Genomic DNA, 23,340 nt, shown 5'->3' with positions numbered 1-23,340 from the left:
GTGGATACCGGCGAGACGCGGGCTATGCGGCGGCAAGCCAGAGTTCGGCAAAGCGGTCTTTGGCCTTGCTGCGGACTATGCGGACTTGGTGAAGCGGTATGCCGTGATCGCGCGAAAGCTCTTCGTCCCGTTCGGTTCCGTAGAAGTCCACGGGGAGAATGCCGGTCAGCGCCATGAGTACGGTTCGCTGTTGCTCGCCCATTTTGAAAAGCGTCTTGCGTACCTTCACGCTGGTTCGCTTGCTGCGCTCTCGCGCGAAGTCGTTGGGCTCAAGAAGGTCGGCGGGCACTTCGGCCTCAACGGCAAGCCGATCGGCAAGCGTCACACTCTCACCCGTCTCCGTCTCGCCAAGCGGTGCGTCCAGATACTCAACACCCTGGTAGCTCAGACGGGCCGCGTACGCGGTATCCGCGCTGAGTCGCCGGTCCCCCATGGCTTCCTTTGTGGTAGCCAGCCATTCAGCCTCATAGGGGTCACCACCGGCCAGCGAGAGCGCACGCTCAAAGGCAGCAGCGACAGAGCGGGAAACCCCCTGCCTCATCTCCTCCTTGCGTGTGTCGCTCATGACGCCCTTGAGGGTCCGGTCAATGAAGGTGAAGAACTCCGCCACCGTGTGGCCATTGAAGCGGCTCAGTCCCTGCCAAACGGCTATTCGGCCCTCTTGGGCAAGGTGTTCGGCAAGGGTCTGGTCCGTACGGCCGCCACCGGTCGCGTACTTCCATGCGAGTTGCTTCACTCGCTCTTCCGTGGCCTGAGCGACTGCCGTGATTGCCTCGATGTCGTTCGACTTGGCGGCGGCAATCTGGTCTTCGGAAAGGTCTATCAAGGAGTGCTCCGCGTGTTCCTGGGCTGGTTGCACTCCCGTGGGGAGCGCAAGGGTTGCCCGGAACGGGGCAGAGCGCGCGAGACCGATTGGAGACCGAAGTCACCGAAGCGTCAGGACATGCAGGGGCATGGCAAAGCCCCGTCCGGGATCGCTCCGAACGGGGCTTGCGCATTGCCTTCGTCGTTGCGTTGGCGTTGAACCTAGGCAGCGAAAAGGACACCGACAATCGCGTTGATGCAGGGTTTGACCGCTGGTCTTTTGGAAGGTTGTAGAGAGTTCCGAAGGCGAGACCAGCGCTCACCCTTCGGAGGTAGCGAACCTCTTTCCTGTCATCCTTGAGTAGGAGTCAGATCACGGCGCGGTAACGGGACCACCGACTCACGTGAGTCGGTGGTCAGTAGTCGGCCCCATACAGCGAGCCCCACGAACGGCCCCCCGCATCCGCCTTACTGACAATGGGCACGCCGAAGAGATCAAAGGTCATGGCTTTCTCAAACTCCCGCGCGAACTCTTCCGCCTCACTCGCCGGAACTGACGCGAGGATTTCGTCATGAATCGGCAAGCGCATGGCGTCGAGAAGACCGGCACTCTCGGCGTTCAACAGGGCTTGCCCCAGCAAGTCACGTGCCGCCGACTGGCATTGGTAGTTCACGACGGCATAAGCGCGGTCCCGGTCCAGCGGCATTCGTCGGCCGGTTGCAGACACGGTAACCATGCCGGTTGCGCGTGCTTCTCGCTGCCAGCGTGCGGACGCTCGCCGGATCTCCGGGAACGTCTGGTCATAGGCGTTGACGGCTCGCCTGATCTCATCCTCAGTCGCGCCGGTCTGTCTCGCCAGCGTCGTAATACCCCCGCCGTACACCTTTCCAAAGCCCGCACCCTTGAATAGCTTCCGGTCTTTGTTAGTGGCGGACGGCCCCTTGATGAGCTGAGCCGTGAACATGTGGATATCGAAATCAGACCCGCCGGACTGAAAGCCGTCTTTCATTCGGCGCACGTCGGCCAGCGCGGCGAGTACGCGCATTTCCACGGCCTGAAAGTCCGTGCTCACCATGACGTGACCTTCGTCGGCCAGTAGGCAACGCCGGATCATCTGGTCACTAGACGGCAGCGTTTGAAGCGCCGGGCGAGTGATGCTCATACGTCCCGTGCGTGCGGCCAGCGCCCCTATGAAGGGGTGAATGCGGCCGGTGCCGTCCACAGTGTCTAGGAACGTCTGGGCATACGCCGAACGCCACTTGCCCGCGCGCTTGCTTCTCAAGACCGCTTCGGCAAGCGGGTTGGGCGTGCGGATTCCTAGGCGCTTCCAATGCAAGTCCATATCCGCCAGCGCGAGCAAGACGGCTTTATCGACCTTGACGGCCCCGCCTGCCGTCCGCTCCGTCAGTGACTCGCCCATACCGGCGAGAGCTTCCGCAATCTGCTTGTTCGAGTTGACCGAATCGACGCCGTACCGGGCGGCCAATTCGGCGTTCTCGCGTGCATCCTCGCTGAGAGCGGCGTCTAGCTGACGGGTGAACTCTTCATCAAGGATGAGCCCCTTACGCTGCATGTGCGCGCATATCCGGGCTATCTCGTGCTCATAGTCCACAAGCCGAGAACGGACTTCTAGCCGGGTCAGCTCAGCGGAAAGGCAGGGTTCCAGCCGGGCCGTAAGGATCACGTCTAGTCCCGCGTACAGGTTGTAAGTCGGGTGATCTAGGTCGATGCCAGCCCAGCCGGTTTCCTTCGTGAGCCCCAGCCCCCGGAAGACCGCCGTAAGGTCCCCCTGAGTGTCCGGGGCCGTCCGGTCGATGTAGTACCCGGACAGGGGCTTGAGGCCCGTTCCAATGCCCCCTTCCTGGGGTTGGCGCGGGTCCACTAGAGCGGCCATCACCTTTGTGTCTCGGGTCCGGGGTGCAAGGTCTTCCAAGGGAATGCCCGCGTGCCGATCAAGGACCAGCCAGTCAAAGGCAGCGTTGTGGATACAGAACCGGCGAGCCTTCGTCAACACCTCAAGGGCGGCGCGCCGGAAGTGGCCGCCCCGCTCCCAGTGAATGACCCACGCGTCATGCGTGTCGCCAAACTGGACTGTGCGCAAGCGGTACCCGTCGCTGAACACATCAAGGCCCGTGGTCTCCGTGTCCAGCGCGATCGGCCCGCGTTCCGTCGCCCGCTGAGCCCAGCTCACGAACGTGTCTAGCTCTTCTGGGGTCGCCGGTACGTGGACGTTCACCACGTCCCCGGCTACAGGGTGTCGATACGTCAGCACGGGCACGCTCCTAAACGCAGACAGACCACCGACTCACGTGAGTCGGTGGTCTGCTTGGGTGGTGGGTTACTTGGTGAAGATGCCGGGCCCGTCTGCGGGCGGCGCCGTTTCGGCCACGCGCACACCTGCGAGAGCGACACCAGCGCGCTTGATCACGCGCGTTACGCCCCGTTCCTCAAGAGCGCCGTAGAAGGTCCGTCGCGTCCACCTCTCCTTTTGGGGCAAGTTCTCTGCCTCGCACCAATCCAAGTAGTGATTGAACGCGTCGTTGCCGTTCATTACGTGGGTGTCGTCGCACTGCTCAAGAACGCCGGGCAGGAAGCCCGCCAGCGCGTCACTTGTGCGCCGATATTCGCTGCTGGCCTTTGTGATTACGTCCGGATCCTTGAGCCCACCCCGGTACCACTCGACCGCACCGCGCACCGCCCATGCGGCTATCCCTTCGGCTTCCTGCATGAGCTTGGTATCAAGGCCGTAATCCCGCTGGTGTCGTGCGAAGTATCGCGTAAACGGGATCATCTTCACGCGCCGCCAAAGCCCCTCGTCCTGCCCTTTGAACTTGGGCTTGTGGTTGGTGGCGAGAAGCAATAGGAACGTCGGCTTGAAAGTGAAGAACTCTTGCCTCAGAAAGCGGGCGGCTATCTCGTCCTTTCCGGTCACTCGCTTGAGTACGCTCTCAGACATGGGCTTGCCGGACTCACCCTCAGACGCCATGACGAGACGCGAACCCCTCAGCGCAGCAAGGTCGTTCGGAATCCCTCCGGACGGCTTCTCTTCAAACGTGGCAAACGGCGTGGTCCGGCTGATAGCCCGGAAGACGGCCGTAAGGGTGTCGGTCGCCACTGACTTGCCGTTCGCCCCCTTTCCCCAGAGAACACAGAAGCACTGTTCGGAGTTATCGCCCGTGATGCCGTAGCCAATGAGCCGCTGAAAGTAGCCGGGCAACTCAGGGGCTCCGGGGAAGATTTCCGTGAGGAACTGTTCCCAACGGGCGCACTCCGCTTGGGGGTTGTAGTCGAGATCGAGCCGGTACGTGAGCATGTCGCGCTTGTCGTGCGGGCGGAGTTCGCCGGTCCGGAGATTCACCGTGCCGTTCTTGAAGCTCAGCAAGTCCGGCCGGTTGTCGAACTCTGCCGCATCTACATGCACGGTCGGCACGCTGCGAAGCTCCGTCATGAGGGCATCAATCCGGGTGGTCATCGTGAACCCCCGCGCCTTCTGAGTCTCGCCAGCAAGAACCAGCGCGGCCCCCATACGGTGAATCTCCTGTCGTACGCGGACTTCTGAGCGCTCCCATGTGCGGCCGTTCCACACGTAGTAGCCCAGTCCCGGCGCGTAGCGAATGCAGCCGTCCGACCACGCAACCAACGCATGTGCGTTCATGGCGTCCGACTCGCCATAGCGATTGATGAGCCCGGCCAGAATGCGGGCCGCTTCGCTGCCTTCGTCACGGGTCACCACGTCCGTGCCGGTCCGGTCGGTCAGCTCAGCCGACACCGCTTCGGCTTGCGCTTCCACCGAACTCCCTACGGGGCGGGCGGACTTGACCGCATGGTGAAGCGCGAGGGGGAACGCGTGCGGGTCACGCTCTCGCCAATCCGTAAGGTCGTCACCGGAGTTGGGGACCGTGAGCGTGTAGACGGCAACCCCGTGGTCGGCAAGCCCTTCGGCAAGGCGCTGAGTGAAGCCACGCCCGGCAGCGTCGTTGTCACCGGCCACGATGACTTGCGAGCCCTTGAGTCCGTCAGCGAGTTCGGCGGCAAGGTCCGGGTTACCGGCCAGCGACGCCCCCCGGACGGCAACCGCGTCATAGCCCACGGCGCACGCTGTAAGCGCGTCTCCGGGCCCCTCAGTGACCAGGGTGACCCCATAACCACCCTGCCCCCTGAAAACGCCGTACGGGGCCCACCGCTGGCCTTCGGGGTTGCGGAGCGAGACCCACCGGCCTGGGCATCCCCCGCTCAGGTCCCGACCCTGCAAGCCACGGGCCACGCCCCGGAAGTCGAGAAGGGGCACGGTCAGCCGAGGGTATCGGGTGAACGCCCTTGACCGATAAGGGAAGTTGGGCACGCCGAACCCGTCATCGGCCCCAAGCCTCAGTTCGTCGGCAAGGTCGTCGTCCACGCCGAACCGCTGAGCCGCGTAGGCAATGGCCTGAGCCCCAACCTGGGACGACGGGTCATTAAGCCACTCAACGGAGCGGTCAACGTACAGGGCGAGCAGGGCCGTTGGGCCGGGACCGACCATTGCCGGACGCTCGCGCGGCACGGTCGCGCCGGGGCCGGTGGCGTCGAACAGGTCTCCCCATGTCAGCTTCACCGCGCTGACCACGGCCTCAGTCGGGCACCCTGCCCGGCACGTAATGCGGACCTTGTTGTCATCCCCCCGCCAGATACGCAGCGAGGGGCGCGAGTCCTGGTGTGCCGGGCAGAGCGCGAGGTAACCCCCGTCGTTCTGTTCGGTTACGTCTGTGAACCGGGCGAGTATCTGAGCGAACTTCATTCTTTGGCACTCCTTCGTTCACTCACCCTTGAGCGCGAAGGTTGCTCAGATCAGCCCGTCACTCTGCGTCCGTTCCGCGGGGCCCGACATGTCCGTTTCACTCCCATAGGCCCGGCGCCGGCATTCCCGCGGTTCTCACCGTGCGTGACGGAGTTTCCGCACGTCGGCAAGGAGTAGCCGGAAGTCCTCAAGCTCTGTGGTCATGTACCACTTGCCGGAATCCAGCCCCCGAAGCGAGACCGTGAACGCGTACTGGTCTGCAAACGCACGAGACGACAGACCCAGCGCGAGCCGTACGCGCGTCCATGTCCGGACGCTGAAATGCACCTTGCCGCGCCGGACGTTCAGCCGGGGCACCTTGACCACGGCAATCCCGTACGGGAATCCGGCATGCACGGCCTCAACTTCCGCTTGCCGCAGGAAGGTTGGGACGCTCGCGCGCTTCACGTTCTTGCACTCAAGAATGAACGGCACCGCGTGCACGTCGCCCACGTCGGCCGCCCCTTCTTGCGCCGGACGCCGGACGTTGTGAGCGTCGAACGGGTCCAGGAACTTGCCGTACTCATCTGCCAGCCCTAGCGCGGCGTTGAGGTAGTCGCGCACGTCTGATTCCCACTGAGTCCCCTTCACCTTGTTCGGGTTAGCCACGTCGGCACCGCCCCGCGACCAGGGCGACGGCCACGCCGACCACGCCCAGCGCTGACCCAGCGAGCGCCAACACCAGTGCGACCGCGAACGGTTCCCCTGCCATCAACGCGACCACCGAACCTCAGCGCCACGCGTGACAGCCGTTGCCGCCGCGTCGAGATACCGGCCCCAGTCGGCGCGCCCCTCAACACCGGGGGCGAGCCATACCGTGTCGCCCCGGCCCATCTGCCGAACGTCCCCCAGTGCGGGGGCGGCGTCGGCCGCTATACGTCGTTCCATCTCTCCCCTGTCCACCGACTCACGTGAGTCGGTGCCGATACGCCAAAGGGCCGGACAGTCCCCGGATTTGGGAACCGTCCGGCCCTGGTGTGCCTGTCAGTCGTCGTCGCCCGTGGCGTTCGCCATGATGAGCCGCGCGTGTTCCGCGCTGATCCACTCCGCGCGCATGGTCCGGCGCTTCGTGAATCCGCTCTCTGTGCCGGTCGGCTGCACCTTGAGCATGGGGCGGAGCCGCCCGCCCTCAAGTACGGCCGTCACTTTCTCAATGATCGCGTCGGACACCCGTACGCGGTTCCCCTGCCGGGCCGCGTAGTTGATGAGGTCACCGGGGTATAGCTCTTCCCCGGCGTAGTCGGTAACAACGCCCCTCTTAGCCAACAGCTCTTTCCTTTCGTGCTGCAACCGCGCGGCGTATATTCTCTGACGGGGTCACGGGCTCAAGATGTGCAGGATTTACGCAGAGCGCATTACGACATAGATGGTCAATCTGTAGCCCGTCCGGAACTTCCCCCACCATCAGTGAATACGCGGTTCGATGCGCATAGGTCATGCGCCCCCGGTAGTGGAAGCCCCCATATGGCTTGCAGCCTGCCCGGAACCGATTGCCGCGCAGTACCCCGCGCCACACCCAACACCCCTGATTGTTTGGCTCATAAAGTCCGTGGAGCCTGCTGAGGGCTCGCCGGTCGTACTCATCCTTCGTCACGGCTCAAGCCCTTCGTCATCGTCCACACCGAAGCGCCTACGCCGTTCATGAATTACCGCCTTGCGCGCTTCCGGCGGGAACTCCCAAATGGGCGACGCAACCGTTTCGTCGGTCGCCCCCTTGAGCGTCTTAGCCCAGTCGTACGCGGGCCCCTGATCGAGCTTTGCCACCGGCTTTACCGCTCGTCCGCGATGGCGTCGTTGTAGCTCTTGAGTACGTTGATTACGGGCTTGTAGTAGCTGACGTTCAGCCCCTTGTTCTTACCCTTCTTGATGGTGAACTCGACCAGCTCAAGCGTGAGTTCGGCCAGCGCGGGGCCGTCGATGGCGCGAAGGTCGTTGTCGTACTCGTGAAGAACGGACGCCATGACCCAACTGGACGACTGGAAACGGAACTTGCCAAGCTCCGGGTCATCGGCCAGCCGGAACGTGACGGTGATGGACGGGGCCGGGCCCATGAAGTCCTTCGCTGCCGCCTTCCGCTCAGCGAAGAGTTCCGGGCAGTGGCACGGCTTGCCCTTCTTCTCTTCCGGGGAAAGGAAGTTGGAGCCGTCGCAGTGGTGAACCAGCTTGTTGCGGTTCCAGAGCTTCATGTCCGCGTAAATGGCCTTCGGGCCGTCGAGAACGACCAAGACGGTTTCCCGGTCCGTGAATACGTCGATGAAGTTTTCGCCGGTCGAATCCGTCTCGATGGGCTCGCCCCCGAAGAGCTGAGCAACAGACTTGGCAACCACAGGGTCGCCCGTGGAAATGCGCCACTCCGAAAGCGCTTCGGGCTGGCCGTCCACCTGTCGGCCGGAATGGAAACGGCCCACGGTGTCATCACTGAACGTCTGCTTGGGCTTGGGCTTGGCGTTCGGGTCGGTCTCAAAGATGGTCAGTAGCGACATGCGCGCTTGCTCCTCATTGCTGCGGGATGAAAGAGGGGCGAGCGAGAGGGACCACTAGTCACCGACTCGCGTGAGTCGGTGGGGTCAACCTCTCGCCCGCCCCTTCTAGTTGGCCTAGAGCGCGGGTGTTGCCCGCCTACTTGGCGCGGCGCTGAGTGCCAGTCACGAGACCGCCAGCGCTCTTGGCGATAGCGCGACCGATGACCGTCTTAGAAACGTCACGGTCCCAGGTGAACACCTTCCGCAGCGCAAGAAAGGACGAGAACACCTCTTCGTCAACGCGTACCGGCTTGAACTCCCAGAGTTCCGGCGTGATGTGCAGAACGGCGGCACCGTCGAATTCCGGCATGGGCTCACTCGCGCCGTCCGGTGAAATGATCCGGTCGGCGTTCGCGTAGGCGCTCATCTGTAGCGCCACGTCCGGGTAAGTGGCCTTGCTGGTCTTCCAGTCGGCCATAAGCAGATGTGGCGTACCGGACCGGTCCGGGGTCGGGTTGCCGTCTTCGTCCAGCCATACCGTGAGCACGGCGTCAAAGCTTCCGGCGTACCCATGGGCATCTGACCACGCCACGTCTTCCGCGCGCTCAAGGCGGGGGTTCACGGCCTTGAGGAAGGCGGCGAAGTTGTCCCGGTACGGCGCAAGGTCCGGGTGGACGCTGCCGACGCACTCACCCCGGATCATGCGTTCAAACAGGTCGTGCGCGTCGCTGCCCACGTCGGCGCGCATCTTCGTGTAACGACGGCTGGCACCCTTGAGGTAGTCAACCGCCCCTTGCCGGTCCCGCTCGGCCATCTGAGCCACGAACGGCAGCGAGTCAACGGCGAGTTCGGCCGTCATCTTCGCGGCCCAGAACATCAGGAATGGCTTAGGCAGCATGCCGACCACGCTGGTTACGCCGGGCACCTTGATTTCCGGCCGTTCCGGGTGGACGTAGAAGCGGCTGCCGCCGCGCTGGATTGTGCGTACGCGTCCCACGCGTACCCCCTTGGTCTAGGTGGTCTGTCACCTAGTGGGGAGCGCGAGGGTTGCCGTGCCCCTGAGAGCCGCTGTACGGCCGTCTGTGGACATGAAAGAGCCCCGCCGGACCCACGGGGGCCAGACGGGGCTAGAAGGCGCTCAGGCGGGCACTCGGAGCTTTCGGGGAGACCCGTAGCACTCGGCGCAGTATCGCCGGTTCGGGAGCGCATTCCTAGCGCAGTGCTCAGCCGGGCGCACGCCGAGAATTGCGTTCACCTTGATAGCGGCACACTTGCGTTCACTCATGCCATTACCTCCTAGGCACCGACTCACGTGAGTCGGTGGTCTAACACGGAAACCCCCGGCCCTGCATTGAAGAGTCCGGGGGCTTCCGTTGGCGTCCGGCCGGTCAGCCCTTGATCTCCTTGCGGAGCACAGTAAGAAGGGCGGTCAGTTCGTCCAATGCCTCTTCCTGCTCCTCCGCGTCCTCAAGCGCCTTGATCTCCTTCACGTGCTTCTTCCACGAGTTCGTCATGCGCTTGATGTACGCGGCGCGAATCTCCTTGGGGGTCTTCTGCTCTTCGCCCCCGCCGCTCAGCGTGGCTTCCGCCTCTTCCTCGGAGAGTTCGCCAGCCTTGACGGCCTCTTCGACCTTCTTGCGCTCAAGAGCCTTCTTCTCGCGGTTCGCCTTAGCGATTTCGGCACGGGTCTGAGTCGGCAGTGCCTTGCCTGCGTCTTCGTAGTGCTTGAAAATTGCCTCAGACGGCTTGAGGTCCGGGTGGGCCTCAATCGCCTTGGCGAAGCGCTTGCGCTCCTCAAGGGTCTCGGGGGTGTCCTGGTCCAGCGCCCGAACGTAGCTGACTACCACGTCAGTCATGGCGTTGCGAACGTCCTTCTTGATGTCCCCGATGGCCCCACGGATGATGTCGGCCGTGTCGTCCGTGCCCTCTTCCGGCAGACCGGCGAGCACCGCGTCATAGACGGCCGCCGCTGCCTTCTTGGCCTGGTCGCTGCGGGCGGCAAGGTCCGGGTCTTCGTCCTTGTCGAGAATGTGAGTCCGAATGTCGAAGATGGCTTCCGCCACCTCCTTGCCACGGGCGAACTTCTGAGCGGCAACCTCCTTGACCTTTTCGGCAGCCGCAGTGATCCGGTCGGGGACACCCTCAACCTTCGTGAAGTCCTGAGTGCCCTTGACCTCAACGGCCTTGCTGGCAACCTTGTCGGCCTTGTCCTTGTCGGCCTTCGCCTTCTTGGCTTCCTTCTCCACCTTGTCAGCCTCAGCGCGAAGCTTGGCCTTAATCGCTGCCGCACCGGTTCCGTTGATGGCGTTGATTGCCTTCTTGATGGACTCGCGCATTTCGGCGACCGACTCAGGCTTACCTTCGCCGTTCAGCGAAGCAAGGCGCTCAATGTCCGCCCGGATCTCCTCAGCGGCCTTGTCCTGAGCTTCCTTGAGCATCGTTGCCTTAGCTGCCATGGCGTCCTTCTCCGTCTTCTCTTCGGTGGTGTCGGCGTCAACCGGCGTGATCACTGTAGCGGGAACGGTGCGGCCAAGTCCCGGAATCTCAATATTCGTTGCCGAGACATTCACGGGGCCAGTGGGAACGTGCTTGCTGCAACCCGCGCAAAGCTCAAGTTCGGGGTTTTGCTCAAGAGCGGGGCCCCAGCTACGAAGGGGGTTCTTGAGCTTCGCGGAGCAGTAAGGAACGTTCCCTTTGTCGGTCGTCTCCTTGATGGCGTGCGGCACTCCGCCGCTACCGGTGGCGCTGCCAATGCGAACGTCTCCGCGAACCTCGGACAGCTTGAGCTTTGCAGCCATGTTCCCCGCCTTTTCCAGTTCCGCGCTTTCGCGCTCCATGATCTTCCAGCAAGTGCGGCAAGGGTTGTAGTCCAGCACGTCGGTTGAATCGACGTAGCGGCTACCGGCAGAAATCATCATCTTGCCGCAGAGACCTTCATCGTTGCCGCGCGACAGGTGCACCGACTTGCCCTTGCCGATGACACAGAAGCCACGAGACTTCGGCTTCTCGTCAATCCAGCGCTGAATGTCGGTGACTCCCTGACTCATGACCCCGCCCCTTCGGCCCCGCTCGCTGCGGCGCTTGCGGGGCTAACAATGGCACACGCGCGCGCACGCACGCAAGGCACCGACTCACGTGAGTCGGTGGTCCGAAACGCGAAAAGCCCCCTGCCTGCACGTATGCAGTCAGGGGGCGATTCAGTTCGACCGACGGAGGGTCAGATCAGCGTGTCGGCAAGGGTGTTGAGGTCTGAGAGCGTGCCCACGTTGGCAATGCTCACGTCGGTCGGGTAGTCGTCTAGCGCCGTCTCGCTCTCATGGGCCGGGGCGGCCCCGGCGGCGCCAGGCCGGAGCACTCTTACCAGCCGGAAGCCGCGCGCCCGGAGTGCTTCCGCTTCGTTCGGATAGCGGCAGTCCGTGACCACCACGGGCAGGTTCCATGTGTCAGCCACGGCCACCTTGTCCAGCGCGAGACTGAGCCAGTGCCCGGGTTCTTGGTCCCGTACGGCTTGCCCGGAGCGCTGGAGTGTGCGCCGGACTTCCGGGAACTGGTCTTTGGCTCGCTCCCATCCGAAGCGCTGGACTACGGCGCTCAGCCGTGTCGGCAGGGGCCCGTATCCCGAAGGCTCATAGGCAACGATCGGGTCAAGACTCAAGACCATTTCCTTGAGCGGGTCGGCAAAGGCAATTCGGGTGTAGGAGTACCGGCTTATGAGCCGGGCGGCAATGGTGTCTTTGCCTGAGCGAGCGCGACCGATGAGGGCAATGTGCGGGTGTCCCATGCGGGCTTACCTCCTGTGGCTAGGTGCTGTCTCTAGCCCCGGGAGCGCAAGGGTTTCCCGCCGCCTACTCCTTACGGTGCCGGGCGGCAATTCCGGCCGTCTCAAGCGCGTCAACGGTCTTGCCGTTCTCAACGCGCTGCACCGCCTCACCGGTACCGAGAACGGCCGCAGCAACGCCCAGGATGAGCGCGGACGGCAGCGACGGCACGTAGTGCGCGACCAGGGCAAGCACGGCGACCGCAACGGCGTAAATCCGGGTTGCGTGGTCCTTGATGAAGGTCATTCGTTCTTCTCCTCTTTCGTTACGTTGCGTTAGTTGGAGCCCGGAGCCGGCGTCCGGCCAACCAGGGCAGAAACGGACATAGGGACTTCCGCGGTTCTCACCCAGCGTTACTAGACGCTGGGCACCTTGAGCGCGTCCCACTGCTTCTTGCCGGGCCAGCCGTCGCAGTAGGCGGGCGAGTCGCCTAGCTTGCGCTGCCACTTCCGGAAGCTCTCGCGGTCAGCGCTGGTCCACTGAGCGCCCGGACCGGACGAGTAGGCCGAACACCCCTCAGCCACAAGGCGCTTGCCCATGGCCGTCACGATGGGGCTGTTGGGGTTCCCCTTGAACCAGGCGGCGCCGGGGAACGCCTGATACGCGGGCTTGGGCTTGCCGGTCTTGAGTACCTGACCCGGGTAGATGGTGTAGGGAGCCTTCACGCCGTTCAGGTCGGCAAGCATCTGCCACACCACGCCGACCTTGGCAGCAATGCCGCTGAGAGTGTCCCCCTTCATCACGGTGTAGGTGCCACCAGACGAAGAACCGCCATCGGTGGGCTTGCCGCCAGCGGCCTTGACGATGCCGGGGAAAACCACATTGCGGAACTGTGCCGCTCGCGCGTCTCCGGGGCATGCGGTGCCACCGTCCGACCACTGCGAGAACATGCGGTGAATGCCGAACCCCGGGTCATCGTACGACCGGCTGATACGGAGCGGCACGCCGTGATGGGTGTGCATCCATACGCCCAGCTTGATGAGGGCGGAGACCTGGGCATCCGTCCACGGGTCCGTGTGGTTCAGGTTGCTGGCCGTCTCGACACTCACGGCGCCCGTGCCGTCGCTCCGACGGTTCGCGTACATATTGCTGTCTGCACGCGTCTGGGTGCCGATGTACTGCGCAATAGCGCCGTCGAATCCAACTCCGAAATGGGACTCAAGATTGGTCGAGTCTCGCCAGTATTCGTAAATTCGCTCCGGGGTCCACGGGGCGGCAACAGAATGAAAAATGAGCTGAGTTGGCCGGATGGCAGGCTGAGCGTCGGACTCAGGCTGTAGCTCCATCTTGCGTGCATTGGGGTACCAAGCCATAGGGATTTCTCCTTCGGTTAGATGTTGGCAAGTGCCATGATTGCCGGGTCAATTCCGACTTCGCCGGTAGCCGGATTCACGGTCGGCGGCATGCCGTTGAAGTTGTCGCCAGCGACGGCCCATGCCCGGTTGAAGGTGTTGCCAAGCGAGAAGTTCGCCGGGGCTGAGGCGGATTCGTTCACCACGTGCATGTAGTAGAAATCTGTGGATGCTCCGTTCATCCAGAAGCCCGCCCAGTACCGGCCCGGTTGAAGCGTGATGCTGTTCTGTAGCTTGAGCGGCACGGGTCCGATGTGGTTAGACACTGCTCCGGGGGCTCCGCCAATCCCGGCTTCCGGCAGGCTGGCCATTAGGCCGGTCTCCACCAGGCGCTTGCCGTTCTCGTCATAGATGCCCGCAGCAAAGCGCGCAGCGGGTACGGCAGTTGAGCCAGCCCAACCACGGGAAAAGATGACGACAGCATTGACGCTGGTGGGCTCAGTTATGCAGATGCCACCCATGTAGACCCGCTTTGGCTTGGCAGGCTTGGCTACAGGGTTCGCAATGCCGTACGGGTCACAGGTCCACGCCTCAAAGCCCAGCGTCTGAGGGGTCCACACGTTCTTGAGCCCCGTCACGGGGAGCTGAGCAACGGGAACCTTGCCGGAAGCGTCAAGCGCTGCAACACCGTTGACCGCCCCGCGTGCAGTCACGGCGAGCGCGGACACGTCAGCAGCCGTCAACGTCACGGACGGGCCCGATTTGCTGTTGACCGTGGTCACCACTCCGGACGGGATGGAGAGCTGACCGGCCGGAACCTTGCCCGTGGTGTCGAGCGTGGCAATGCCGTTGGCAACCCCCTTGTCGGCAACGGGGATTGCCCCCACGTCGGACGGCAGTAGGGACACGGCCCCGGTATCGTCCGGCTGTACGCCGTTCACGGCCGTGACGGTGCCCGCTCCGGTGCCATCCTTGCCGGGCTCGCCCTTGTCGCCCTTGTCGCCCTTCGGACCCTGCGGGCCGGTTGCGCCCACGTCGCCCTTGTCGCCCTTCGGGCCGGGCACGGTGCTTGCCGTCCCTGTGTCACCCTTCGGCCCCTGAGCGCCTGCCGCGCCGGTCGCTCCCGTATCCCCCTTCGGACCCTTGAGGTTCGCCACGGGGTTGCCCCAGCCGGACGTACCACGCTGCCACACGTCGCCCGTGTCGGACCTGAGCAGGAAGTCACCAACCTTCGCGTCAGTGCTGGGAGTTGAGGCGTTGTTGACATACCACGCGGCCCCCCGGATCACGTCGCCCAGCTTCGCCCACGCGCCGCCCGCACGGGTCCACATCGTGACCGTGGTGGACGTGACCCCCAGAAGGGTGCGGGTGTCGTACTGCGTGTAGAAGTCGCCGTCACGCCCCAGCACGGACGTAGGGGCGGCGCCGCCGGTGAATATCTGCGAGCCCGCCACCGGCACATAGTTGGGCGTGGTCGGGTCGGCCGGTGCAATGTCGGCAAGGTCAATGTCCGCAGACGCCTTCGGCAGTAGCACGCTGAACGTGCGCCCGCCGATGACCCCCGAAAGGTTCTCCTTGACCACGTAAGACCAGCCGGACGGCTGCATGTTCGGCGCGTCCGTCGCTGGAAGCCGCACGGAGAAATAGCCGTTCTCGTCCAGCACGGCCACGACGGGCCCGGCAACGAAAAGGTCCGAATCCGGGAACGTCAGGAGTGACGGGGCGTTGAACGTGACAGTTCCGGCGAGCGGTCGGCCGTCTGGCCCCATGTACGTACCGTGCACGACGACCGTAGGAATGTTGGCGGGTAGCGCTGTCAATCGAACCCCCTAGGCATGAGAGAGGCCACCGACTCACGTGAGTCGGTGGTCTGGCGTATGAATGAGAGCGGGGCTACCTACTCAGCAGCTCAGCTATCTGTGCGCGTAGTTCTGCGTTCTCGCTCCGCAGTGCGCGAACCTCCGCGTGAAGTGCGGCTAGCTCCATTGACTGCCGCTCCACCTTTCCCCGATAGGCTTCCGCCTCTTCCTTCCAGGACGCTTCCATGCCAGTGCGGAACTTGTGAAGCGAGACGGCCAGGAACACGAGAAGGGGGACGAGTATTTCAGCGATCCCGTACAGCCGGGCGAAGTCCATGATTCACCCCCTTAGACCCCGAAATAGGCTTCCGTGATATCGGGGTCACGGCCCCAAGTACTGTTGGTCCCGCGCGTCCATGCCCAGCCCTTTTCGGTGGCTTCTGGAATGCGGGATTGCGGGAGCCCAACGCAGTAATGCATGGGAGAGATGCTGTAAGAGCCCTCATCCCAGTTCGGCAGAGTCACGAAATCCGGGGCCCATGGGCTGCCGTTTCTATAGGCGGGAATCCACCACCACTTGCCGCCGTCGTCCTGCTTGTATCCCCAGTTCAGAATGTTGCCATTGACGGCTGAGCCTTCGGTGGCGGAAATGGCATAGATGGTCTGACCCTTGGGATTCTCGGGCCCCTTCTTATATCGGTGCTGTAGTTCGATGGTGTAAATGGTGGTGTCGTCTGCGTAGTCCCAGCCGTACGGGATTCCGTGCACCCAGCGCATGACGACGACACCCACCGTCCGGGCCGTGGTCCCCGTGAGGTTCAGAACGCTGGACGCGCTGACGATCTGGCGTTCAGCCTTGCCGGTGTGCCGGAAGGCGGCTAGCCGTACTTCGGCTTCCCGCTTGCCGGTGTAAAGGAAGTCGGTAATGAACTTGCATTCCACGCGGTCAAAGGCGAGCCCGGTTGCGTTGGCGATACTCACGGACGACCAGACGTTTCCGCCTACCTGCGGTCGGCCCTGAGCGGCCCACTCAACGGCGGGGTACCGGTCGAACTTGGTTACCGGCTCAGGGGCTCGCTCAATGGCCGTCATGCGGCGCTTGAGTTCGGCAATCTCGTTCACCAGGGACGGGGGCACGGCGTTAGCTTGGGTTGGCATTGCTCCACAGTTCCTTACTCGCTAGAGCGAGCTTGATGCTCTCGCTTCCGTTCACGTCAACCGTCGTCGTGCATTCGGTCACAACGAATTCGTCGTAAAGGGCGACGTATCCCGCGTCAACGTCAATGGCCGTCACGTCCCCGGGCACGAAGTCCAGGGGGCTGAATTGGTCCGGGTAGAGGGTCAGTTCAGGAATAGCGACGGGCACAGCCCCCGCGTTGATGGTGGCTTGTGCTTTATCTATGAGCGTTTGCGTTTCCTTCACGTCGGTGTATGAGCCGACCATGACGCGCTCAGGCATTCGCGCAGCAAGTGAGGTGTTTCTGAAGATGCCGACCAGTTTTTCCCCGTTGCCCTTGTCCGCGCCGGTCGCATAGGCCACGGTGCAAAGCGCCGTACTGTCGTAGCTCACGCCGGTCACGTTGCAGTTCACGCGGTGCGTCAGCACGTGTGAGGCCGCCGCGCCGGAACGGCTGGTCATGACGAAGCGGTGCCCCAGCTTCTTACCGGCCGTCACCCAGTAGGGCACGTACCGAAAGTTGAACCCCCCGATATTGTCGGCCAGTTGCTCAATCGCTTCGGCAACGTTCTTGAGTTCGTACCGGGTCCACACCGTGGTTCTCAGGTGGCCGGTCGGCTGCAATTGGCTCGCTTCGGTGCCTATGCCGTTGTTGGCGTTGAAGTAGTCAAACCATGCCTTGATGATGTTTGCCTGTTCCAAGCTCTTCGCCGTCCAGCCGTTGACGAAGTGCCGACCCTGGTAGTGCGAGTGAAAGCCGGATGCGCTCAGAGACAGAGTGCCCGCCGCAATGTCAGCGGCGAGAGCCCAGAGAATCCCCGCCCAGACAGGTTCGCCGTTCCGCAGGATGGCAAGCCCGCTCACGCCGGGCGTGAGAGATTCAGGGTCGGCTTCCGGCGCGAAGAGGGGGATTCCCACCGTGGCGGTTCCGGCAGCATTCAGCGAGTGCGTGAACTGAATTGCGGTGACTGGCAGATCTGTAATCACGTTGCCGGTCTTTACGTCCGTCTGGACGACGGAGTATGCAGCGCTGGCCATTAGACCCACCTGTTCCGCCAAGTAATCTCGGCTTTCGTCGGGCTGTTCACGGCCAGCGTGGACAGCGAAAGCCGGTGGTCACCGAATCCGAATTCCGGCCATGTGGACCCCGCCGTAATGCGGTCGTTGAAGTTGGCCCCGGAAGCGGTAGAGGTGAGGGTCTGCGCCTCAGAGTTGATGGTCAGCCCACCGGCTAGATTGGTCATGCCGAACCATGCCCCCGTGATCTCGTCCCGAAGGACGCAATCCTTGGCGTTGGTCAGCTTGATGACGGGAAGCGCGGGCACGGAACCGGCCTGCCGGAAACGTAGCTTGGGGTCCGAACCCTGCCACGGGGCGGAGAGGTTCAGCGAGACCAGCGCGTCACCGTACACATGCGGGTCTGTCGCAAAGAGTTCGACCACGACGTTGCACACCAGGTGCGCGAAGTTCAGATCAATCGGCGCGGTGCGCTTGCGCGGACGGGCGTTCACGAAAGCCGTTCTGTCGCCCGCCACTCCGGGAAAGTGGAACCGAAGGGGCCTTTCCCTGTCGGCCAGCGAGAAAGCCGCGTAGACGGCGCTCAGGGCGTCCGTGAACTCTTCCCGCGTCCGCCCGTACACCTCAAGCGTCAGCGTCACGGCACGGCCGTTCATGTAGTCGTCACCCGGATAGAGCCCGTGCCGCTGGACAAGGGTTAGATCTGCGGTCCGCATGTCCGGCAGCGAGAGCAAGCCGTCAACGGCGACTAGCGATATGGCGGAGCTGGGAGCCCCCATGACGAGACCGTTGTACTCACACGTCCAGTCGCCCAACTCCGCCACATCTACCCCCTGTTGATATGGGCCACCGACTCACGTGAGTCGGTGGCCTACCGGGGCGCGACCCGAAGAGCCCAAGCCACTTCGCGCCCAATTGCGAACGGGTCGGCGTTACTGGTCACGTTGACCGTCACGCCGGAACTTGCCGGGGCGGCATGGTTCGGGACCACGTGGGAACCGCCCGGAAGGTTGACCCACTCGGGGCCACGCTCGCCAACCCTGGTCAGACCGGAAGCCGGACCACCCATTGCGCGAATCTTGGGAATGGGGTTGTGCGGCAGATCGACGCCGATAGGGCCAATGCCGATGCGGTCTGGAATGGCCCAGTTGAGAAGGTCGATTAGCGAGTTGATAGCGGTCTTGATTCCGCGCGCCACGGCCGCGCCGATGTTCTGGCCGAAGCTCGCAAGTTTCGACAGCCCCTCACCTAGCTTGGCGATGATGGATGCGCCGATATTGCGGGCGGCGTTTCCGATGCTGCCGACAAAGCCCATGATTCGACCCGGCAGATCACGGAAGAATCCGATCACCGCGTCTAGGCCAGCCTTCGCCTTGTCCTTGACCCACTGGAAAGCCTCAGCGGTCTTCGTCTTAATCGTGTCCCAATGCTTGATCAAGAGCCCCGGGCCGGTGAAGTTCAGGAACAAGTTCTTGAGCCATTCAAAGACGCCCTTGATTTTGTCCCACACCCACTGAAAAGCCGCTCCGGTCCATTGCTTGATCTTGTCCCAATTGGCCCAGATGAGGGCAGCGAGCCCGACAATGGCAGCGATGATCAGCGGGATTGGCCCCATGGCGAGAAGCCACGCGGCAGCCATCCGGGCCGCCTGAATCATGGACTGAGCACCCATAAGCACCCACTGAGCCACCATGATTGCGCCGTTGGCCACTGCGGCGGCAGCACCGGCTACCCACTGCGCAACAACTACCGCGCCGGAGATGACGGCTTGTCCGCCCGCCTTGATCCACCCGCCGACCACGGCCCAAGACGCGGCCACCTGCGTTGCCGCTGAGCCTGTCGAAGATGCGGCAGACGTGATCCAGGCGGCTACGGCGCGCGCACCGGAGACGGCAGACTGAACCCCCCACTGAATCAGCGCGGGCAGCAGCACGACCGTAATTGCCGTCGCTATGCCAAGGAATATGCCCTTGTGCTCTCCGACGAACCGAAAGGCGGTGCCGGTGGCCTCAGCGAAGTTGCGGACGGCAGGAACCACCGTGTCCACAAAGACAGCCTTTGCCGCGCTCCCGATGGGTGCGAACTTGGTTGCCAGAGATTCCAGCTTCGGCAGCACCTTGCCGCCGATCACATCTACAGCGCCGGTTTGGAGCGTCCGCCAGAATGCCGTAAGGCGCGTCGAGGCGTTGTCGTGCAACGTGTCGCCTGCCGCCTTCGCCGCACCCGCGAACGAGCCCAGAGAGGCAACAGCGGTCTTGGGGTCCATGGCGTGCAACGCGTCGCCCAGGTCTTCGGCCTTGGTGCCGAAGAGCCCCAGTGACACCGTGTTCAGCTCCACCGGGTCCTTGAGCTGACGCATGGCAGCGAAGATCTTGTTCGTCGCTTGCGCGGCCTTTGGCCCGCCTCCGGCAAGCGCCTTGACCATGGCGTCACCGTTCAGCCCCAGCGTCTTGTACGCGTCTCCGGCCTTCGAGAGGTCCAGGCTGTTGAGCGTGAATTCCTTGATGGCGTCGGCGGCAACGTCGGAGTCACGAGCGCCCGCCCGAAGCGCCTGATTCATAAGCCCCAGCGCGGTAGGGCCATTCATTCCGATTTTGCGGAATTGGGTGCTGTACTCGTTGAAGGTATCTAGCAAATCCTCGGACTTGTTGATACCCAGTTGGGTACCGCGAACGAGCAAATCCATGGCTTCGTCATAGTTCTTAACCAAGCCCGTCTTGACCATCTGCCCGGCCGCATTGGCGGTCGGCCCCAGGTCCTCACCCATGATTTGCGCGACGTCCATGAGCTTGGAACCGATTTTGGATATCTCATCGGCCGTGGACCCCGCCGGAATAAGCCCTTGCTGCCAAAGACTCTTCAAACCGTCGTTGACTTGCTCCATGGAGTCGCCAAGCCCGGAAGAGAAAATCTTTCCGGCTGCCTGGCCCAATGTCTTCGCCTGGCCAGGCGTAGCGCCTACCTGAACGGCAAGAAGGTCGTTTGCCTTTTCCCGGTCCATGGCCTCTTTGAGACCGGACCCCAGCGCGGCACCAACGGCACCGCCCACGGCAAGAGCGGCAACACCAATCTTCTTGGCAATGCCCTTGAGCCCTTCACCGGCATTGTCGGCGCTATGGGCGATTTCCTCGCCCATGCGTCCAGCCTCACGAGAGGCGCCCTGCATTGCCCCTTCAACCCTGTTGGCGAACTGATTGACTTCCTGCGTTCCCTGAGACAGAGAACGGCTCAAGTCGTCCAGATCACCGAGAAGGGTGATGGTGATGGGCCTAGCCATGGAACCCCCCGAATATTACTCTGCGTATATCCCGCGGGGCGGCCGGCGTGGGGGTTTGATATACGCAGGGTGAGAATCACGTCATGACAGGGGTTCGGCGCTCCCCCGGCGCCGTACCTCCGGAGCGCCCGCGTGCCGTGCGGCGCTCCGCCTTTTTCTGTGCCTCAATATCGGCAACCATCTGGTCGGCCAGCGTGTTGAAATCCCTCAGCGAGAGAGAGCGCACATCTGACCAAGTGAGCCCCCGGAAGTGGCCGACCAGACGCGCGCACGTGATTACTCGCTGAGCGCGGTAGGGTCCGCCTTCGCCTTTTCCTTGAACTGGATTCGCAGCTTGCCCGCGTCCTCAGCAGTGAAGTTGGGGTCTTCCCGGCGCTTGATGACAACCGCCATAGCGCGGATCATCTTGCCCTTGCGGGCGCCCGGCTTGGCCAGCATGTCAAGCGGGCCGTCCACAATCTCTTCAATGAGGTCAATCTCATCAATGGTCAGGCTGTCGATATCAAGGGCAAGCACGTCGTCAATGCTGCCCACGTCGGTGTTCTTCTTGGTACCCATATCTCAGCTCTCCAATTTCGCTCGAATTACGGCGGAAATCTCGCGTTCGTACGCCTCGGAAACCTTGTCGCTGTTCCGGGCCATGGCCCGGTACAAGAAGCGGTTCGGGCGAATGCCCCTCTTCGGGTAGCCGAAGTGGATTGCCCCCGCGTAGGGGGTGCGGGAAGCGGTTCCCGCCTTGATGGCAGCGGAGTTGGCCGACGCGACCACCTTGACCGACTTGGCGAGTTTGCCGGGCCGGTACTTCTTGTTGTCCTTTGGTGTGCGCGTGTGCTGCGGAACCCCCCGCTGAGCGTCCGGCTTGACTATCTCCGCTGCCTCTTTGTTGACTTCGCGGACCTTCTTGGAAAGGTCCTTGTCCTTGAGTTGGCGAAGGGTCTTCTTTAGCTGGTTCAGTCCTTCGACCTGGACCGAGAACCGCGAGCCCGCCATTCCTCCCCCTTGCTCACCGACTCACGTGAGTCGGTGGTCTCGCCTACTTGTCGGGCGGGGTGAAGCCGGGCGTGGGATCAACGTACGTGACCTTGATTGCCGACCGGCCGTCTCCGGGGTCCAGCACGCGGAACGGAAGCTCAGTAACCGTCACGTCGTCAACGGATGCTTCGGGGCTGTCTCCGGTGAACTGGATTGCCGGGCATTCGATCTTCATTGACGTGCCCGGGGTGAGTCCGGCGAAGTCGATGACCAGGGAAGCCACCTTGCCCGCAATGAAGGCTTCGTACATCTTGAGCGTGTCGCTCGTGAACTCGCCTTCTAGTGTGCCCTCGTACGTCGGCATGGCCGCTCGTACGGGGGTCTTCTTGAGCGCATTGCCGCGCAGGAAGCGCCGGTCAACCTTCATGCCACGATCGCCGGTTAGCTCTAGCTTGTTCGCGTCTACCGTCACGGCCTTGCCGTCGATGGTCAGCGCGATAGCCGTACGCGTCCAGTCGTAGACGTACGCCTCTTCCGGGTAGACGATCGGCAGCGCGTCAGCGGGCTTGTCCGAATGGCTCACGTCCTGAAAGTCGAACGTGGAAGTGAGAGTGACCGCGTTCTCTACCTCGGCGGTCAGTTCCCACTCAGTGACCACACAGCCAACGTGCTTGTAGGCCACCGACTTGCCGTCCGTGGTCGGCCGGATCATCTGAGCCGTGAACGAGGGTGAAGCACTGTTGGCGCCGCTCTCGAAGACGTGAGTGGTAAGTCCCGTGGTCCCGTTGGGGGTTCCGCCGTTGTAGGTGTCGAACGAAGCGGAAAGAACGGCAGCGGCCCCGGCGTCCAGTAGGTCAATCTCTAGCTCACCTTCGCCGCCCATGTTGACCACGTTCCGCCGGTCGGCGCGGGCCGTCTGCATACCGGCGCGAAAGCCCACGCTTTCGATGAACTCTCGGGTGGTCTTCCAACTGTCGGACTTGCCCTCATAGCCCAGTGTGGACGTGGCAGCGGTGCCGTACGTCGTTTCCTTGCCAATGCCAATGGCAGCGTCTAGCGCCATGTGTTCCCCCTAGGTGATCCGGCCGCGAATCCGAACGCGGACAGTCAGCGCGGCGTACGCGCCATCGGTTGATTCGGCCGTCTCCGTCTCGGAGGATTCCGGCCGCACGTCGAGAAGCCCCGGCACGCTCGCCGGTACGACGGAGCGGCAGGCTTCTGCAATGGCGTCACGAAGGCCGTAGACGGCCCTCTCAGCGCCTACCGGGTCGCCGGGCGTGATGACCAGCCCGTGAACGTCCACGTAGCTTGTGACGGCCGTTGGCTTGCGCGGCCCCTGCCGCATGGCGACAGCCGCAAGCTCTTCGTCCCCCGTCGCCCCTAGCCACACCTGTTGGCGCCGGTCGCTCTTGCCGGTCTCAGCGAAGGTGCATTGCACCCCCGTCGGAACGGATGCCTTGAGGCAGTCGAAAAGGGCAACCTTTGCGTCGAATACCAGCGCCACGGATGCCCCCCTTACATGAAGATGAACGGCAGCCGCACCCGGTACCGGTTCAACTGCGCGTTGACTTCCGGCAGGCTGGTCGGCCGCCATGTTCCCCCGGCTTGCGCCAACTGAATTGACCCGAACTCGCTTTGAAGCTGTAGAGCCCGGTCCGGCACGCGCGACACAAGGTCAAGGCAGTATTGCCGGGCGAGCGTACGCACACACCAACGGATCGTTTCCGGGGGCGCGTCGGTCCCCTCCCATTTCCGGCCGCAGTAGCTTTCGACCGTCTCAACGGCGTACGCGATTGCGTCCGTCAGCGTCTCGTTCGGGAAGAGCGCCACATCTTCCATGCCGTCCAGCGAGCGAATCTCTTCAACGGTCGCGTAGGACATGTGCACCCCCTCAGCGAAAGGGGGACC

The 23,340-nt window shown here is 63.1% G+C and carries 23 protein-coding genes; all 23 read right to left on the bottom strand.

Translation table 11 applies throughout. From position 1 onward, the window contains the following. Window positions 1–22 precede the first annotated feature (22 nt). The 23 genes from ACFY1P_RS19595 to ACFY1P_RS19485 all read right to left on the bottom strand — a co-directional run bounded on the left by ACFY1P_RS19595 (window position 23) and on the right by ACFY1P_RS19485 (window position 23,313). A complete protein-coding gene (locus tag ACFY1P_RS19595; protein ID WP_390751269.1) occupies window positions 23–826 on the bottom strand; it encodes a sigma factor in 804 nt (267 codons plus the stop codon). Between the two features lie 394 nt (window positions 827–1,220). Continuing rightward, window positions 1,221–3,077, bottom strand: coding sequence for a DNA polymerase (locus tag ACFY1P_RS19590; RefSeq protein ID WP_390751268.1), 1,857 nt, complete (start codon window positions 3,075–3,077; stop codon window positions 1,221–1,223). A 66-nt stretch (window positions 3,078–3,143) separates the two neighbouring features. Further along, entirely contained in the window at window positions 3,144–5,579 is a 2,436-nt protein-coding gene (locus ACFY1P_RS19585) for a phage/plasmid primase, P4 family (RefSeq protein ID WP_390751267.1), read from the bottom strand. Window positions 5,580–5,714: 135 nt separating this feature from the next. Next, on the bottom strand, window positions 5,715–6,182 hold the full coding sequence (locus tag ACFY1P_RS19580) for a hypothetical protein (protein ID WP_390751266.1): 468 nt from the start codon (window positions 6,180–6,182) through the stop codon (window positions 5,715–5,717). A gap of 420 nt (window positions 6,183–6,602) precedes the next feature. Beyond that, window positions 6,603–6,884 carry a hypothetical protein gene (locus ACFY1P_RS19575; RefSeq protein ID WP_390751265.1) on the bottom strand — a complete coding sequence of 94 codons (282 nt, stop codon included), beginning with the start codon at window positions 6,882–6,884 and terminating at the stop codon, window positions 6,603–6,605. Beyond that, on the bottom strand, window positions 6,877–7,056 hold the full coding sequence (locus tag ACFY1P_RS19570) for an HNH endonuclease signature motif containing protein (RefSeq protein WP_390751264.1): 180 nt from the start codon (window positions 7,054–7,056) through the stop codon (window positions 6,877–6,879). Before ACFY1P_RS19570 ends, ACFY1P_RS19575 begins: the two co-directional genes overlap by 8 nt. 331 nt (window positions 7,057–7,387) lie before the next feature. Next, window positions 7,388–8,101 (bottom strand): hypothetical protein, encoded by a 714-nt coding sequence (locus ACFY1P_RS19565; RefSeq protein WP_390751263.1) that lies wholly within the window; start codon window positions 8,099–8,101, stop codon window positions 7,388–7,390. Between the two features lie 136 nt (window positions 8,102–8,237). After that, a complete protein-coding gene (locus ACFY1P_RS19560) occupies window positions 8,238–9,077 on the bottom strand; it encodes a hypothetical protein (protein ID WP_390751262.1) in 840 nt (279 codons plus the stop codon). 391 nt (window positions 9,078–9,468) lie between these two features. After that, on the bottom strand, window positions 9,469–11,127 hold the full coding sequence (locus tag ACFY1P_RS19555) for a hypothetical protein (protein WP_390751261.1): 1,659 nt from the start codon (window positions 11,125–11,127) through the stop codon (window positions 9,469–9,471). A gap of 170 nt (window positions 11,128–11,297) precedes the next feature. After that, window positions 11,298–11,861, bottom strand: coding sequence for a hypothetical protein (locus ACFY1P_RS19550; RefSeq protein ID WP_390751260.1), 564 nt, complete (start codon window positions 11,859–11,861; stop codon window positions 11,298–11,300). 64 nt (window positions 11,862–11,925) lie between these two features. Next, complete coding sequence (locus tag ACFY1P_RS19545) at window positions 11,926–12,144, bottom strand: hypothetical protein (RefSeq protein ID WP_390751259.1); 219 nt, start codon at window positions 12,142–12,144, stop codon at window positions 11,926–11,928. 110 nt (window positions 12,145–12,254) lie between these two features. Further along, window positions 12,255–13,211 carry a peptidoglycan-binding protein gene (locus ACFY1P_RS19540; RefSeq protein WP_390751258.1) on the bottom strand — a complete coding sequence of 319 codons (957 nt, stop codon included), beginning with the start codon at window positions 13,209–13,211 and terminating at the stop codon, window positions 12,255–12,257. A gap of 17 nt (window positions 13,212–13,228) precedes the next feature. Then, the gene (locus ACFY1P_RS19535; protein WP_390751257.1) at window positions 13,229–14,860 is read right to left on the bottom strand and encodes a hypothetical protein; all 1,632 of its coding nucleotides are present in this window, start codon (window positions 14,858–14,860) and stop codon (window positions 13,229–13,231) included. Window positions 14,861–15,083: 223 nt separating this feature from the next. Continuing rightward, window positions 15,084–15,326: a hypothetical protein gene (locus ACFY1P_RS19530; protein WP_390751256.1), complete on the bottom strand. Its 243-nt coding sequence runs from the start codon at window positions 15,324–15,326 to the stop codon at window positions 15,084–15,086. Window positions 15,327–15,337: 11 nt separating this feature from the next. Continuing rightward, window positions 15,338–16,111 (bottom strand): hypothetical protein, encoded by a 774-nt coding sequence (locus tag ACFY1P_RS19525; protein ID WP_390751255.1) that lies wholly within the window; start codon window positions 16,109–16,111, stop codon window positions 15,338–15,340. A gap of 19 nt (window positions 16,112–16,130) precedes the next feature. Then, on the bottom strand, window positions 16,131–17,204 hold the full coding sequence (locus ACFY1P_RS19520; protein WP_390751254.1) for a hypothetical protein: 1,074 nt from the start codon (window positions 17,202–17,204) through the stop codon (window positions 16,131–16,133). Further along, window positions 17,204–17,899 (bottom strand): hypothetical protein, encoded by a 696-nt coding sequence (locus ACFY1P_RS19515; protein ID WP_390751253.1) that lies wholly within the window; start codon window positions 17,897–17,899, stop codon window positions 17,204–17,206. The genes ACFY1P_RS19520 and ACFY1P_RS19515 overlap by 1 nt, the downstream gene beginning before the upstream one ends. Window positions 17,900–18,054: 155 nt before the next feature. Continuing rightward, on the bottom strand, window positions 18,055–20,460 hold the full coding sequence (locus ACFY1P_RS19510; RefSeq protein ID WP_390751252.1) for a phage tail tape measure protein: 2,406 nt from the start codon (window positions 20,458–20,460) through the stop codon (window positions 18,055–18,057). Between the two features lie 276 nt (window positions 20,461–20,736). After that, on the bottom strand, window positions 20,737–21,018 hold the full coding sequence (locus ACFY1P_RS19505) for a hypothetical protein (RefSeq protein ID WP_390751251.1): 282 nt from the start codon (window positions 21,016–21,018) through the stop codon (window positions 20,737–20,739). Between the two features lie 3 nt (window positions 21,019–21,021). Then, window positions 21,022–21,450, bottom strand: a complete 429-nt coding sequence (locus tag ACFY1P_RS19500) for an HK97-gp10 family putative phage morphogenesis protein (protein ID WP_390751250.1) — start codon at window positions 21,448–21,450, stop codon at window positions 21,022–21,024. Between the two features lie 43 nt (window positions 21,451–21,493). Further along, window positions 21,494–22,495, bottom strand: coding sequence for a phage tail tube protein (locus tag ACFY1P_RS19495; protein ID WP_390751249.1), 1,002 nt, complete (start codon window positions 22,493–22,495; stop codon window positions 21,494–21,496). 9 nt (window positions 22,496–22,504) lie between these two features. Then, window positions 22,505–22,936 (bottom strand): hypothetical protein, encoded by a 432-nt coding sequence (locus ACFY1P_RS19490; protein ID WP_390751248.1) that lies wholly within the window; start codon window positions 22,934–22,936, stop codon window positions 22,505–22,507. Window positions 22,937–22,947: 11 nt separating this feature from the next. Then, complete coding sequence (locus tag ACFY1P_RS19485) at window positions 22,948–23,313, bottom strand: hypothetical protein (RefSeq protein ID WP_390751247.1); 366 nt, start codon at window positions 23,311–23,313, stop codon at window positions 22,948–22,950. Window positions 23,314–23,340 lie beyond the last annotated feature (27 nt).

Source organism: Streptomyces sp. NPDC001407 (assembly GCF_042895325.1).
In the GTDB taxonomy this organism is placed as follows: Bacteria; Actinomycetota; Actinomycetes; order Streptomycetales; family Streptomycetaceae; genus Streptomyces.
This window is presented reverse-complemented; position numbering and strand designations above follow the sequence as displayed.